General features: G+C 73.5%; 15 protein-coding genes. 7 read left to right on the forward strand and 8 right to left on the reverse strand.

Annotated elements, in window-relative coordinates:
* Window positions 1-156: 156 nt before the first annotated feature.
* Window positions 157-1,128 carry an aldo/keto reductase gene (locus GA0070608_RS26490; protein ID WP_091631169.1) on the forward strand — a complete coding sequence of 324 codons (972 nt, stop codon included), beginning with the start codon at window positions 157-159 and terminating at the stop codon, window positions 1,126-1,128.
* Between the two features lie 100 nt (window positions 1,129-1,228).
* On the opposite strand, the gene GA0070608_RS26495 is transcribed toward GA0070608_RS26490, so the two are convergent.
* The 3 genes from GA0070608_RS26495 to GA0070608_RS32815 are packed head-to-tail and all read right to left on the reverse strand — an operon-like array spanning window position 1,229 to window position 3,538.
* Window positions 1,229-2,128 (reverse strand): hypothetical protein, encoded by a 900-nt coding sequence (locus GA0070608_RS26495; RefSeq protein WP_091631172.1) that lies wholly within the window; start codon window positions 2,126-2,128, stop codon window positions 1,229-1,231.
* 22 nt (window positions 2,129-2,150) lie between these two features.
* Window positions 2,151-3,212, reverse strand: a complete 1,062-nt coding sequence (locus GA0070608_RS26500; protein ID WP_091631174.1) for a WXG100 family type VII secretion target — start codon at window positions 3,210-3,212, stop codon at window positions 2,151-2,153.
* Window positions 3,209-3,538 carry a hypothetical protein gene (locus tag GA0070608_RS32815; RefSeq protein ID WP_176733847.1) on the reverse strand — a complete coding sequence of 110 codons (330 nt, stop codon included), beginning with the start codon at window positions 3,536-3,538 and terminating at the stop codon, window positions 3,209-3,211. The genes GA0070608_RS26500 and GA0070608_RS32815 overlap by 4 nt, the downstream gene beginning before the upstream one ends.
* Window positions 3,539-3,632: 94 nt before the next feature.
* Here GA0070608_RS32815 and GA0070608_RS32820 point away from each other — a divergent pair, with 94 nt between their 5' ends.
* The 3 genes from GA0070608_RS32820 (at window position 3,633) to GA0070608_RS26515 (ending at window position 5,320) form a co-directional block, all read left to right on the forward strand.
* On the forward strand, window positions 3,633-4,052 hold the full coding sequence (locus GA0070608_RS32820; protein WP_176733848.1) for a YbaB/EbfC family nucleoid-associated protein: 420 nt from the start codon (window positions 3,633-3,635) through the stop codon (window positions 4,050-4,052).
* Complete coding sequence (locus GA0070608_RS26510; RefSeq protein ID WP_091631178.1) at window positions 4,049-5,017, forward strand: SseB family protein; 969 nt, start codon at window positions 4,049-4,051, stop codon at window positions 5,015-5,017. The genes GA0070608_RS32820 and GA0070608_RS26510 overlap by 4 nt, the downstream gene beginning before the upstream one ends.
* A gap of 111 nt (window positions 5,018-5,128) precedes the next feature.
* Window positions 5,129-5,320, forward strand: a complete 192-nt coding sequence (locus GA0070608_RS26515; protein WP_013734349.1) for a DUF5703 family protein — start codon at window positions 5,129-5,131, stop codon at window positions 5,318-5,320.
* 55 nt (window positions 5,321-5,375) lie between these two features.
* Here GA0070608_RS26515 and GA0070608_RS26520 read toward each other — a convergent pair whose 3' ends face one another.
* Window positions 5,376-6,029, reverse strand: coding sequence for a hypothetical protein (locus GA0070608_RS26520; protein WP_091636225.1), 654 nt, complete (start codon window positions 6,027-6,029; stop codon window positions 5,376-5,378).
* Between the two features lie 59 nt (window positions 6,030-6,088).
* Complete coding sequence (locus GA0070608_RS26525) at window positions 6,089-7,417, reverse strand: M20/M25/M40 family metallo-hydrolase (RefSeq protein WP_091631180.1); 1,329 nt, start codon at window positions 7,415-7,417, stop codon at window positions 6,089-6,091.
* 171 nt (window positions 7,418-7,588) lie between these two features.
* Here GA0070608_RS26525 and GA0070608_RS26530 point away from each other — a divergent pair, with 171 nt between their 5' ends.
* The 3 genes from GA0070608_RS26530 to GA0070608_RS26540 all read left to right on the forward strand — a co-directional run bounded on the left by GA0070608_RS26530 (window position 7,589) and on the right by GA0070608_RS26540 (window position 9,552).
* Window positions 7,589-8,197 (forward strand): hemerythrin domain-containing protein, encoded by a 609-nt coding sequence (locus GA0070608_RS26530; RefSeq protein ID WP_091631183.1) that lies wholly within the window; start codon window positions 7,589-7,591, stop codon window positions 8,195-8,197.
* Between the two features lie 97 nt (window positions 8,198-8,294).
* Window positions 8,295-9,290, forward strand: a complete 996-nt coding sequence (locus GA0070608_RS26535; protein WP_091631185.1) for a LysR family transcriptional regulator — start codon at window positions 8,295-8,297, stop codon at window positions 9,288-9,290.
* 19 nt (window positions 9,291-9,309) lie between these two features.
* Complete coding sequence (locus tag GA0070608_RS26540; RefSeq protein WP_091631187.1) at window positions 9,310-9,552, forward strand: hypothetical protein; 243 nt, start codon at window positions 9,310-9,312, stop codon at window positions 9,550-9,552.
* 55 nt (window positions 9,553-9,607) lie between these two features.
* On the opposite strand, the gene GA0070608_RS26545 is transcribed toward GA0070608_RS26540, so the two are convergent.
* The 3 genes from GA0070608_RS26545 to GA0070608_RS26550 are packed head-to-tail and all read right to left on the reverse strand — an operon-like array spanning window position 9,608 to window position 12,690.
* Window positions 9,608-9,958 (reverse strand): DUF3140 domain-containing protein, encoded by a 351-nt coding sequence (locus tag GA0070608_RS26545; RefSeq protein WP_091631189.1) that lies wholly within the window; start codon window positions 9,956-9,958, stop codon window positions 9,608-9,610.
* Entirely contained in the window at window positions 9,958-10,122 is a 165-nt protein-coding gene (locus tag GA0070608_RS32825) for a hypothetical protein (protein WP_176733849.1), read from the reverse strand. The genes GA0070608_RS26545 and GA0070608_RS32825 overlap by 1 nt, the downstream gene beginning before the upstream one ends.
* A gap of 12 nt (window positions 10,123-10,134) precedes the next feature.
* On the reverse strand, window positions 10,135-12,690 hold the full coding sequence (locus GA0070608_RS26550; protein WP_091631192.1) for an ATP-dependent Clp protease ATP-binding subunit: 2,556 nt from the start codon (window positions 12,688-12,690) through the stop codon (window positions 10,135-10,137).
* Window positions 12,691-12,773: the final 83 nt, after the last annotated feature.

Consider the following 12,773-nt stretch of genomic DNA (forward strand, 5'->3'; position numbering starts at 1 on the left):
CCACAGGTCGCATCAGGTTACGCAATGCCCGGAGGTGGCCCGTTCACCGGCTCACCACCACCGAGGGTGGCCTGGACGGTCGGAAACGCGACGCGCCCGGCACACTTGACGGGAGCGAGGATATCGGCGGGGCCCGGTTCGAAATAAGGTTCACCCATGCAACAGCGACCGCTCGGCCGAAGCGGGCTGGCGGTTTCGCGGCTCGCGCTCGGCACCATGACGTGGGGCCGGGACACCGACGCCGACGATGCGGCCGCCCAGCTGAAGAGTTACCTCGATGCGGGCGGCAACCTGATCGACACCGCAGACGTCTACGGCGACGGCGACGCCGAGTCGGTGATCGGGTCCCTGCTGGGCTCCCTGGTGCCGCGCGAGGACCTGCTGATCGCCACCAAGGCGGGGCTGCGGCCGGGCAGCGGCCGACGTCGGGACGCCTCCCGGGGGCACCTGCTGCGCACGCTGGACGCCTCGCTGCGCCGGCTCGGGACGGACCATGTCGACCTGTTCCAGCTGCACGGCTACGACCCCGACACCCCGCTGGAGGAGACTCTCGCGGCGCTCGACCACGCGGTGGCCAGCGGCCGGGTCCGCTACGTCGGGGTGTCGAACTTCGCCGGCTGGCAGACCGCACGGGCGGCCGCCTGGCAGACCGCCTGGCCGGGACGTGCTCCGGTGGTGGCCGCGCAGGTGGAGTACTCACTCCTGGAGCGGGGCGTCGAGCGGGAGGTGCTGCCCGCCTGTGAGGCCCTCGGGCTGGGGGTGCTGCCCTGGTCGCCGCTGGGGCGCGGGGTGCTCACCGGAAAATACCGGCACGGCCGTCCCGCCGACTCGCGGGCGGCCTCGCCGCACTTCGAGCGCTTCGTCGCCACCTACCTGGAGCCCCGCTGCTCAAGCATCGTGGAGGCAGTCGCCACCGCTGCCGGCGGGCTGGGCGTGTCGCCGTCGGAGGTGGCGCTGGCCTGGATCCGCGACCGCCCCGGGGTGGTGGCCCCGATCCTCGGCGCACGCACGGTCGGGCAACTGCTCGGCGCGCTCCAGGTCGAGCGGATGACCCTGCCGGAGGAGATCGTCACCGCGCTGGACGACGTGTCGGCCGTGCCGGTGGGCTACCCCGAGCGCGACGCCTGAACCGCCGGGCGGCGGGCCAGGCCGACGATCGGCGGGCCAGGCCGGGTGCCGTGCCGGCGGCACCGGCCGTGCCGTCGCAGCCCCGCGGGCACCGCATCGCTCAGGTCGTGGGGCGCTGGCCGGGGAGGTCGCGTACGGCGGCGAGGAAGCGGGACTGGTCGTCGCGGGTGGCCGGGTTGACGATCCGGATCCAGGACCCGTCGTCGAACACGATGGTGGACGGGAACTGCGCGAGGCGGGCCGTGCCGTGCTCGCAGTCGATCCGGGTGATGCGCCGCCGCGGCACGCTCCAGAGCACCTGGGGGCGCCGCCGGTCCTCGCGGTCGGGATCGGGGCGGCGGCCCATCCGCAGCAGGTGCAGGTGGGTGTCGGTGACCGCCAACGGGGTGCCGGTGTAGCGCTCGAGGAAGAGCAGCAGGCTGCCGGCGAGCGTGGCCAGGTCGCCGCTGAAGACGTACCGCCGCCGGTGGGCGATCTCGGCGAGCTGGTCGGCCAGCGGGCGGTAGCGGCTGAGCCGGAACAGCGCCCGGAACGCCTCCTGCTCAGCGGTCAGCGGCAGCGGCTCCCGGGGAGCGACGCCCGGCGCGGGCTCCGGCTCGGCCGCCTCCGGCGTGCCCGCAGCGAGGACGGCGGCCTTGCCGGGCAGCAGCAGGACGCTCGCGGCGATCCGGACGGGCGTCATCACGGCGTCCACCCACGCGACCGGGTTGACGATGTTGAGCAGCCCGAACAACGCGCGCGGATCGAGCGCCTCGGCGAGTTCCGTGTTCACCCGGTCGGCGAGCTGGCTGCCGGCCCGGTGGTTCTCCGGGGCCCGCACCGGTGCCAGGCCGACGTAGCGGACCTCCTCGTCGGGCAGCAGGGGCGCGACCAGAGCGCGCTCGGGCTCGTCGGTGGTGCGGAACTCGTCGCGCAGCTCACGGGCCTTGTCCCGGGCGGCCCGCGCACCACCCAGCACCGTGTCGGTCAGCCGGCCCAGCCGGCTGCGCCCGTCGGACACGTTCCACCCCCTCGCTCGACCATCACCTGCCGGCCGGCTGCTGCGCCGGCGGCTGTCCGAAGACATTCTGGTCGACCCACTCGGCGCCGCCCTGCACCGCCGCGTCGACCTTGTCGCCGACCTGCTCCATACCGGGCACCGACAGGCCGGAGACCATCGCGACCGTGCCCCAGGTGGCGCCGTGCACCACGGAGTTCGGGATGTTCCACGGCAGGTTGGTGGCCCAGTCCCGGCCGATCATCCGCGCCCCGTCGGCCATGCCGTGCGCCCGTAGCGCCCCGAGGCGTTCGAACGTGCTCATGTCGAACGGCGTCCCGGACTTGCCGAGCTTCCAGCCGCCCTTCGCCGGGTCCATGAACTTGTGGAACCACTTGTCGGCGTCGCCGGCGGCGCGGCGCTTGTCGGCGTACTTCTGGCCGGTGCGCAGCGCCTTCTGCTTGTCGACCAGCTTGTCCAGGTGGTTGCGCAGCTTGCGCAGGTGCAGCAGGACCCGTTGCAGCAGCCGGATGACCTTCTGCAGGTGTGTCGCCAGCGGCCTGATGATCTTCAGCATCCGGGCGAGCGCGATCATGCCCCGGGTGACCCCCAGCGCCATGCCGGCCGCCCAGGACGCCCCGGCGGTGAACGGGGCCATCAGCAGCGCGGTGACCAGCGTCACCAGCAGGAAGTTGACGAACTCGACGCAGATGTCGACCAGCACGTCGTGCACGGTCTGCAACGCGTCGGCGACCCCACGCAGATAGTCGGCGGTGGCGGCGAACTGGTCGGCGACCTCGATCAGTTGCTGCTCGACCTCGGCCATCCGTTTCCCGTAGGCCTCCCCGGACGGGGAGCGCCAGCCGGCCTGTTCGGCCTCGCGCACGCCGCGGTGGTTCACCGCCAGCTCGCGCACCTGCGCGGCCAGCGCGTCCCACTCGGTGGCCTTGGCGCGCAGCGCGGCCGGCTCGCCGTCGACGAGGTCGACGAGCTGGATCAGCGGCCAGGCGAGGGTACGGCAGACGCTGTCGACCACCTTGTCCACGCTGGAGAGCGCGTTGTCGATGCCGTTCCAGAGCTCGACGGCGGTTCCCGCGGGCCCGCTCACCGGGGCATCACGGTGCCGATGGCCTTGAACGAGGCGTCGATGTCCTGCTCGTTGCGCTCGTACGCCTCGGCCGTCCCGCCCAACGCGCCGCCGACCCGCTCGAACGCGTCGTGGCCGGACCGGAACAGCTCCATCCCTCCGGTGACCTGCTCGGCGTACTTCTCGCGGAGCAGGTCACTGACGAACGGCAGGTGCCCGAACGCCCCGTCCGGGATGTCCCCCGCGGACGTGATCTGGCTCTCCAGCGCGCTGAGCGAGGTGGCCACCCCCTTCGCCGCCGCCTCAAGCCGACGTACCGCCTGCACGTCGACGTCGATGTCAGCCACGCCGTTCCTCCCCCCGTTCGCCCGGCTGGACGACGATACGATCATGCCGCCGTCGGCCGCCACCCCGGACGACACCCGCGTACGGGAGGTTCTCATGTCTGACCCGCTGTCCGCGTTCGACGCCCTCGCCGGACGGCTCGCCGACATCGAGCGCCGATTCGCCGGGCTCAAGGACGACCTGGACGAGCTGAGCGGCACCGCCACCGACGACAGCGGTCTGGTCACCGCGACCGTCGACGCCACCGGCGAACTCACCGACCTGAGCCTCGCGCCGACCGCCCTGCGGGCGGGCACGGAGGACCTCGCGGCGATGGTGCTCCAGGCGTACCGGCAGGCCCGCGCGTCGGCGACCGAACAGCTCAACGAGCGCACCGAGGGTCTCGACGCGACGCTCGGCGCGGGCCTGAACGGGATCTTCGGCACCCCCGGCGACTTCGCCTCCCTGGGCCGGCTGGATGAGGCCATGGGCCGGCTCGGGAGGCTTGACGGCCGCCTCCCGGGGCCGCCGGCATGACGTCGCCGGGCTGGTCCGACGTCGTCGCCCAGCTCCACGACACGCTGTCGGGCTGCGACCGCGACACCGACCTGGAACTCGCCGCCGGCCCCCGCCGGCTGCACCTGATGGTGCGCCGGGACGCCGTCCTCGGGGTCTGCCCGCCGTACGACGAGCCACGCCTCGCCGAGCTCGGCTGGCAGGCGCCGCGCGGGGCCGGCGGGTGGTGGCACGAGACGCCGCGCACCGCCGAGGGCCTGCGCTGGTGGAGCGGCTTCGCGGCGCGGACCGCCGCCACGGTGCTCACCACGGAGCCCGGCGCGCTGTCCTGCCAGATCCTCCCGCCCACCGGCCCCCGGGTGCGGCCGGAGCCGACCGTGCCCCGTGTCCGGGCGACGGAACCCGCCGCGCCGCCGACAGCGGCCGGTGCCGTGCCGCCGGCCTCCCCGGTTCCGTCCGAGCCCGCCGACCCGCAGGAACCCGCGCCGGCTTCAGCGGCCGGGTCCGCGCAGGAATCCGTGGCGGTTTCCCCGGGCCCGCCCGGGCCCGGTGCCGACGACGGCCAGGTGGCGGCCGGCCCTGCGGGCGAGGCGGGGGACGAATCGGCCCCGGACGGCCCGGCCGTACTTGATCTTCTCGGTGCCGCCGCCGCACGGCGGGACCTGCCCGGCTACCTCAGCGTCCTCGCCGCCGTGGCGGTCTGCGTACCGCTGGCGGCGGAGCCGGGGCCGGGGCGCGACGTGCCGTGGACGATCGTCACCGGCCCGACCGGCGCGCCGCTGCTGCCCATCTTCACCTCCCCGGACGCGCTGACCGCCTTCGCCGGGGAGGGCGTGCCGTTCGTCGCCGTGCCATGCGCGGACCTGCTCGCGGAATGGCCGAACCCGGCATGGGGGTTGGTGGTGGACGCGGGCACTCCGCGCGCCCTCGCCCTGTCCGCCCCGGCGCTGACCGCCCTGCTGGCCGCGAACGCACCCACCGGCTGACCACCGGGGCTGAGTCAGCCGATCCGCTTGTCCACCCTGCGGGCCGGCGCGGTGGTGCGGGTCACCGGCCAGGGCTGGCGGACGGCGCTCGGGCTGGGCAGCATAGGTCTCATGGACTACGAGTACGCGCCACTGCGGTTGCCGCCGAACGTCGACCGGTTGACCGCCGCGGCGCAGTTGGCGATCCAGGCGGAGTTCTCCGGGTGGGAGTTGGCGCGGGTACGGCTGTACCGCGACGGCACGCGGCAGGTGGTGCTGCGCCGCCGTCGGGTCAACCAGCCGCAGCCGGGACTCTCGTACTGAGGTACGGGTGCGGGCCCGGGGCCGACCGGACGGTCGGGCCCCGGGCCGTCACCGCCTAGTGGGCGTGGTCGTGTTCCTCGTCGAGTTCCATGAACGGGTGCTCGTCGAGCCGGCCGACCAGCCGGTCGTCGGCGGCCGGCTGGAACGGGCCGACCGGGTCGTCGTCGTCGAAGGACTCCAGGTCGACCGGGGTGCCGACCTCGCTGACCATCACCACGCCGTCGAGCGGCTCCAGCTCCGGCACGTCCAGCGCGCCGAGCGAGCCGTCGCCACTCTGGAGCAGCTCCAGCACCGCCTCGCCGACCCCCTCGACGGGCTCCGGCTCGTCCTCGGCCGGGGTGCCCTCCCGCCGGGCGGCCTCGGCGACCCGGATCAGCGCCGACACGCTCGGCACCCGGTAGTCGCGCCGCTGACGCACCGAGATGACCCGCGGGTGCGGGTCGGTGGGCTCCACGCCCTCCGCCGCGCCGAAGCGCTGGTCGGCCTCGTCCGGGTCGATCGACTCGACGTCCCACGGAGTGACCTCGCCGAAGGCGTCCAGGAGTTGCTCGTCGTACGCGAAGGACGCGTTGTTCAGCGCGACGTACGCCTGCCAGACGTCGTCGTCGTCGATACGGCCCTGCGCGGCGCGGACGGCGGCCAGGTGGTGGCGGGCCGCATCGATCACGCGCTCGAGGGCGGCGTCCAGCTCACCGTGCTGGTCGGTCATGTGGGTCAGTCCCTTCACGATAAATGTTCCCGCCGGAACGCGGGGGTGCCGGGCGGGGATTAGCAGGTGCGGAGGAACCGGTCGAGAACCCGCACGCCGAACTGTAGTCCGTCCACCGGAACCCGCTCGTCGATGCCGTGGAACAGCGCGGAGAAGTTCAGGTCGGCGGGCAACCGCAGCGGCGCGAAGCCGAAACAGCGGATGCCGAGCTGCGAGAACGCCTTGGCGTCGGTGCCGCCGGAGAGCATGTACGGCACCGGTCGCGCCCCCGGATCCTCGGCGCGCAGCGCAGCCGACATCGCCTCGACCAGGTCGCCGTCGAACGTCGTCTCCAGCGCCGGCTGGCGTTGGAGGTACTCGATGGCGATGTCCGGGCCGACCAGCTCGCGCAGCTGCCGCTCCAACAGCTCCGACTGCCCGGGCAGGCTGCGGCAGTCGATGGTGGCGGTGGCCCGGCCGGGGATGACGTTGTCCTTGTAGCCGGCGGCGAGCCGGGTCGGGTTGGCGGTGTTGCGGATCGTCGCGCCGATGATGTTGGCGATCGGCCCGAGCTTGGCGATGGCGGTCTCCGGGTCCTCCGGGTCCAGCTCGATGCCGAGCAGGTCGGAGACCTCCTCCAGGAACGCCCGCACGGTGTCGGTGACCACCACGGGGAAGCGGTGCCGGCCGATCCGGGCCACCGCCTCGGCCAGCGCGGTGACCGCGTTGTCGTCGTGCATCATCGAGCCGTGCCCGGGGCGGCCCCTGGCGTGCAGGCGCAGCCAGTCGATGCCCTTCTCGGCGGTCTCGATCAGATAGAGCCGCTGACTGTCGTTGACCGAGTACGAGAAGCCGCCGACCTCGCCGATGGCCTCGGTGCAGCCGTCGAGCAGGTCGCGGTGCCGCTCGACCAGGAAGTGCGCGCCGTAGTCGCTGCCCGCCTCCTCGTCGGCGGTGTACGCGAGCACGATGTCGCGGGGCGGGCGGACCCCGGTGCGCTGCCAGTGCCGCACCACGGCCAGCACCATCGCGTCGAAGTCCTTCATGTCGATGGCGCCCCGGCCCCACAGGTAGCCGTCGCGCAGCTCCCCGGAGAACGGGTGCACCGACCACTCGTCGGCGTCGGCGGGGACGACGTCGAGGTGGCCGTGCACCAGCAGCGCCCCGCGGCTCGGGTCGGTGCCCGGGATGCGGGCGAGCAGGTTGGCCCGGCCGGGCGCCGACTCGTGGATGACCGACTCGACGCCCACCTCGGCCAGTTTCTCCGCCACGTACTCGGCGGCGAGGCGTTCGCCCGCGCTGGTGTCGTTGTCCCCGGTGTTGGTGGTGTCGATCCGCAGGAGGTCGCGGCAGAGGTCGACGACCTCGTCGGTGGGGTCGGGTCGGGCGGAGGCGGTGTTGCTCGTCATCGGTCTTTCATACCAGCCCAGGGGCCCGATCCGGTCGCCCGCTCCGCCGTTCGCGCCCCTCGACGGCCGGCGACCGACGACCGGGCCCGGTTTCGCCGCCGACGCGGCCGGGTACCGCCGCTCGCGACCGCGCCCCACCACGTGCTCCGCCCGCCACCAGAGGAGTGCACCATGACCGTTCCCCTGCCACCGCTGCCGCCCACCGGAGAGGACGACGGCTTCCGGCCCGGCGGGCGCAGCGTCGCCGACATCCTCGACGCCGAGCACCGGCAGCTTCACGAGTTGCTGCGGCGGCTCACCGACCCGGGCCCGGAGCCCGCCCCCGAGCACGGCCTGGAGGTGCTGACGGCGGCGATGTCCCGGCACCTCTCCGCCGAGGAGCAGTACCTGCTGCCCGCCGTCCGGGCCGCCCTGCCCGACGCGGCGGACCGGATCGACCGGGCCATCGCGGACGACCGGGCCCTGCTGACCGCCCTCAAGGGGCTGACCGACGACGGGCTCGACGGCGTCGCCGAGCGGATCCGGCACCACGTCGAGGAGGCGGGCGCGCTGGTCGCGGCGCTGCGCGAGGTGGCCAGCGCCGAGGAGCTGATCCGCCTGGGCAACCGGCTGGAGATCGCCGAGGAGGCGGCCCCGACGCGCCCGCACCCGGGCACCCCGGCGACCCCACCGTGGAACCGGGTCGTCGAACCCGCGGTGGGCGTGGTCGACAAGGTCCGCGACGCCGTCACCGGCCGACCCACCTATCTGGCCGACCTGACCGAGCCGCCGCCGGGCTGAGTCGGCGGCCTCCGCCGGGGCGGATCGGGCACACATCGGAAGGCGCTGATCCGTTCGGGGCCTTCCGTCTGCCGCTACGGGGTCATACCGTCACGGTATGAATCTGGAGCTGCGACACCTGAGGGTGGTCTGCGCGATCGCGGAGACGGGGAGCGTGACCAAGGCGGCATCGACGCTCGGCCTGGCCCAACCGGCACTCACCGCCCAGCTCCAGCGCATCGAGCGGACCCTGGGCGGGCCGCTGTTCGAGCGGGACCGCCGCGGTGCCCGTCCCACCGCCCTCGGTGAGCTGGTGCTCGCCCGGGCCCGGGTGCTGTTGCCGGCGATGAAGGGCCTGCAGGACGAGGCGGCGCGGCTGGCCGGCGGCGGCGACGCGCCCCGCCGGTACCGGTTCGGCGGGGTGAACAGCCCCATCCTCGGCCGGCTCGTGCACCGGCTCGCCGCCGAACCCCCGCCGGCCCAGATCACCATGCACGCCTCCTGGTCGGCCGACGAGCTGGCCCAGCTCGTCGCCGGCGGCCGGCTGGACTTCGCGCTGATCGGGGTGTGCGGCGACGCGGCCCCGCCAGCGGAGTACGGGTTGAGCTGGCGGGAGGTGTCGGTCGACCCGGTGCTGGTGCTGCTGCCGGAGCAGCATCCGCTGGCCGACCGGGCCGAGGTGAGCCTGGTGGACCTGCGCCGCGAGCAGTGGGTCGCCGCGCCGGGCGACGGCTGTTTCGGCGACTGCTTCGCCGCCGCCTGCGCCCGGGCCGGCTTCACCCCCCGCAAGGTGTACGAGACCGACGTGCGCTGCTGCGTCGACATGGTGGACTCGGGCGCGGCGATCGCGCTCTGCCAGGCCATCTTCCGCCCGGTCGCCGGGCTGGTCACCCGGATGCTGGCCGGGACGCCGCTGCGCTGGCGGCTGATGCTGGGCTGGCATCCCGACTCCCCCGCCGCCCGGGACGCCGAACTGGTGCTGGAGACCGCGCTGGCCGCGTACACCGACTCGCTGGCGGCCCACCCGGACTACCTGGCCTGGCTGCTGCGCAACCCGGCGTACGGGGGGCGGAGGCTGACGGCCGCCGGGGCCGACGGGGTGCGAACGGCGTGACGCCGGGTATCAGGCGAACATGACCGATCTCTACCCCGCCGCCGACGACCGGGAGATCCTCCGGCAGGCGGCCGCCGCGCACACCGCCGCCGCCCGCGACGTGGAGGCCTTCCTGCGCCGCCTGCCCGAGGTGCCCGACCCGGCCGACATCACCGAGTACGCCAACCTGCTGACCCGCGAGGCACAGACGCTCGCCGACCGCGAGGCGGCGACCGACGCCGTGGGCCTGACGGTCGGCAGCCTGGAGAGCGACCACGGTTGACGACGCGACCGGCGGCGCCCGGGATCTTCCCAGGCGCCGCCGGTCTCTTCGCGGGTCAGCGTTCGACGAGGACGTCGTGGCCCAGGTCGAGCAGGGAGTGCCGCCACTCGTCGTCGGCGTTGCCGCGCGGCGGCTTCTCGTCCAGCCGGGACTGGATCTCGTCGATCGCGTCCCGCATCACCCCGATGTCCTCCGGGGTGAGGTCGACCTTGCGTTTGGTCAGCACCCGCAGGATCCGCCGGCCCAACCCGGGCAGGTCGAGATCCGGGTCGGGCCCGAACGACTCCTCCCCGGAGCCGCGGGTGAGCAGCCATTGCCGCAACTGCTCCGACGAGACGTTCACCTGGGCGTGGAAGTCGTCCCAGAGCACCTCCACCTCGGGTTCGAGCCGCTGCTCGCGTACCATCAGCCCTCCTCTCGACGGCGGTCGGACTCCGCCGGCTCCGGGTCGTCACCCTGCTGGCCCAGGCCCTCCGGGGGCACCCGCACCCGGGCGGGATTGGCGGTCGGCGGGGCCAGGATCGGATCGGTGCGGTCGGTCTCGTCCCGGGTCTCCTCGGATTCGCTCATGTCCGCCTCCGGTCATCGGGGATGGGACGTGGTGGCCGCGGTGTAGCCGCGCTCGCCGGCGGCCACGTCGAAGGCGAGTCGCCCGTCGCGGGTGTCCACGGTGACCTTCTGGCCGGGCGAGATCGCCGATTCCAGCAGCATCCGGGACAGCTGGTTGTCCACCTCCCGCTGGATGACCCGACGCAACGGCCGCGCGCCGAACTCCGGCTGGTAGCCGTTCTCGGCGATCCAGTCGATGCCGGCGGTGGTGAATTCGACCTGGATGTCCTGGGCGTGCAGCCGGCGGCGGGTCTCCTCCAGCAGCAGGCCGGTGATCTGGCGCAGCTGCTCGGCCTCCAGCCGGCGGAAAATGATCACCTCGTCGATGCGGTTGAGGAACTCCGGCCGGAAGTTCTCCTGGAGCCGGCGCATCAGCCGCTCACGCAGCTCCTCGCGCTCCTGGTCGCCGCCCTCCGCACCGGTGCCGAACCCGACCGCGCGCTGGGCACCGGTGATCAGCTCCGAGCCCAGGTTGCTCGTCATGATCAGCACGGTGTTCTTGAAGTTGACCGTACGGCCCTGGCTGTCGGTGAGCCGCCCGTCCTCGAGCACCTGGAGCAGGATGTTGAACACGTCGGCGTGGGCCTTCTCGATCTCGTCCAGCAGCACCACCGCGTACGGGCGACGGCGTACCGCCTCGGTGAGCTGGCCGGCCTCCTCGTAGCCGACATACCCCGGCGGGGCGCCGACGAGGCGGCTGACCGTGTGCCGCTCCTGGAACTCGCTCATGTCCACCCGGACCATCCGGTCGGCCTCGCCGAACAGCGACTCCGCGAGGGCCCGGGCCAGCTCGGTCTTGCCGACGCCGGTGGGCCCGAGGAAGAGGAAGCTGCCCATCGGGCGGTTCGGGTCGGCCAGCCCGGCGCGCGAGCGGCGCACCGCCTCGGCGACCGCGGTCACCGCGTCCTCCTGACCGACCACCTTCTCGTGCAGCTGGCCCTCCAGGCGCAGCAGCCGGTCGCGTTCCTCCTCGGTGAGCTGGCTGATCGGAATCCCGGTGGCCCGGGAGACCACCTCGGCGATCTCCTGCGGCCCGACCGCCGGCACCTGTGAGGAGCCGCCCTCGTCACCCCGCGCCCGGCGGATCTGCTCCTCCACCTCGGCGAGCCGGTCGCGCAGCGCGGACGCCTTCTCGTACTGCTCGTCGGCGACGGCCTGTTCCTTGTCCCGGCGTACCTCGTCGAGCTGGGTCTCCAGCTCCCGCACGTCGGAGGCGGGGGTGCGGGTACGCAGCCGGACCCGGGCGCCGGCCTGGTCGATCAGGTCGATCGCCTTGTCCGGCAGGAACCGGTCGGTGACGTACCGGTCGGACAACTCGGCCGCGGCGACCAGCGCCTCGTCGGTGAACCGCACCTGGTGGTGGGCCTCGTAGCGGTCCCGCAGCCCGCGCAGGATCGCCACGGTGTCCTCGACCGTGGGCTCCGGCACGAACACCGGCTGGAACCGCCGGGCCAACGCCGCGTCCTTCTCGATGCTCTTTCGGTACTCGTCCAGCGTGGTCGCGCCGATCACCCGCAGTTCGCCCCGGGCCAGCGCCGGCTTCAGCATGTTCGAGGCGTCCATGCCGCCCTCGCTGCCCGCCCCACCCGCGCCGACCAGGGTGTGGATCTCGTCCAGGAAGACGATCAGCTCATCGCGGTGCGCCCGGATCTCGTCGATGACCTTCTTCAGCCGCTCCTCGAAGTCGCCCCGGTATCGGGTGCCGGCCACCAGTCCGGCCAGGTCGAGCTGGATCACCCGCTTGCCGAGCAGCGTCTGCGGCACGTCGCCGTCACAGATCTTCTCCGCCAGGCCCTCCACGATCGCGGTCTTGCCGACACCGGCCTCGCCGATCAGCACCGGGTTGTTCTTCGTCCGCCGGGACAGGATCTCGACGGCCTGCTCGATCTCGTCGGCCCGGCCGATCACCGGGTCGATCTGGTCGTTGCGGGCCAGGTCGGTGAGGTCCTGGCCGTACTGGTCCAGGGTGGGCGTGCCGCGGTCGGGCTTCGGCCCGGTCATCGGCCCGCGCTCGGCGCTGGCCGCCTGCAACGACTCCGGCTGGATCCGGCCGGCGGCGAGCATCCGCCCGGCCGGGGACTCCGGGTTCAGCGGCAACGCCATCAGGATGTGTTCGGGGCCGATGTAGTTGGCGCCCATCGCCCGGGACAACTGGTGGGCGTCGAGCAACGCCCGCTTGGCCGCCGGGGTGAGCGACAGGTTGGGCGGTACCTCGCCCTTGGGCGCGCCGTCGCCGCGCCCGCCGAGCGCGTTGAGCAGCGTGTCCGGGTCGGCACCGGCGCGGCGGACGAGGTCACGCAGCGGTTCGCGTTGCAGCGCCGCCCAGAGCAGGTGGTCGGTGTCGAGGTCGGAGCTCTGCCGCTGGGCGGCTCGGCGGGCCGCGTCGGCCAGCATCTCCCGGGCGTCGGCGGTCATCAGCCGGGTGATGTCGACCCGGTGCGCGGGTCGGCGCCCACCCTCACCCCGGCCGAAGTAGCGGGCCAGGAACTCGTCCCAGGGGTCGGAGCCGAAGTCACCGGGTCCCATCATGTCTGTCCTCCGCAGTCGGGCGCGACACGGTCGCGAGGGGCTACCCGGCGACCGCCCTGACAAACGCCACCACCCCGCCACGA

This window comes from Micromonospora peucetia (assembly GCF_900091625.1).
In the GTDB taxonomy this organism is placed as follows: Bacteria; Actinomycetota; Actinomycetes; order Mycobacteriales; family Micromonosporaceae; genus Micromonospora; species Micromonospora peucetia.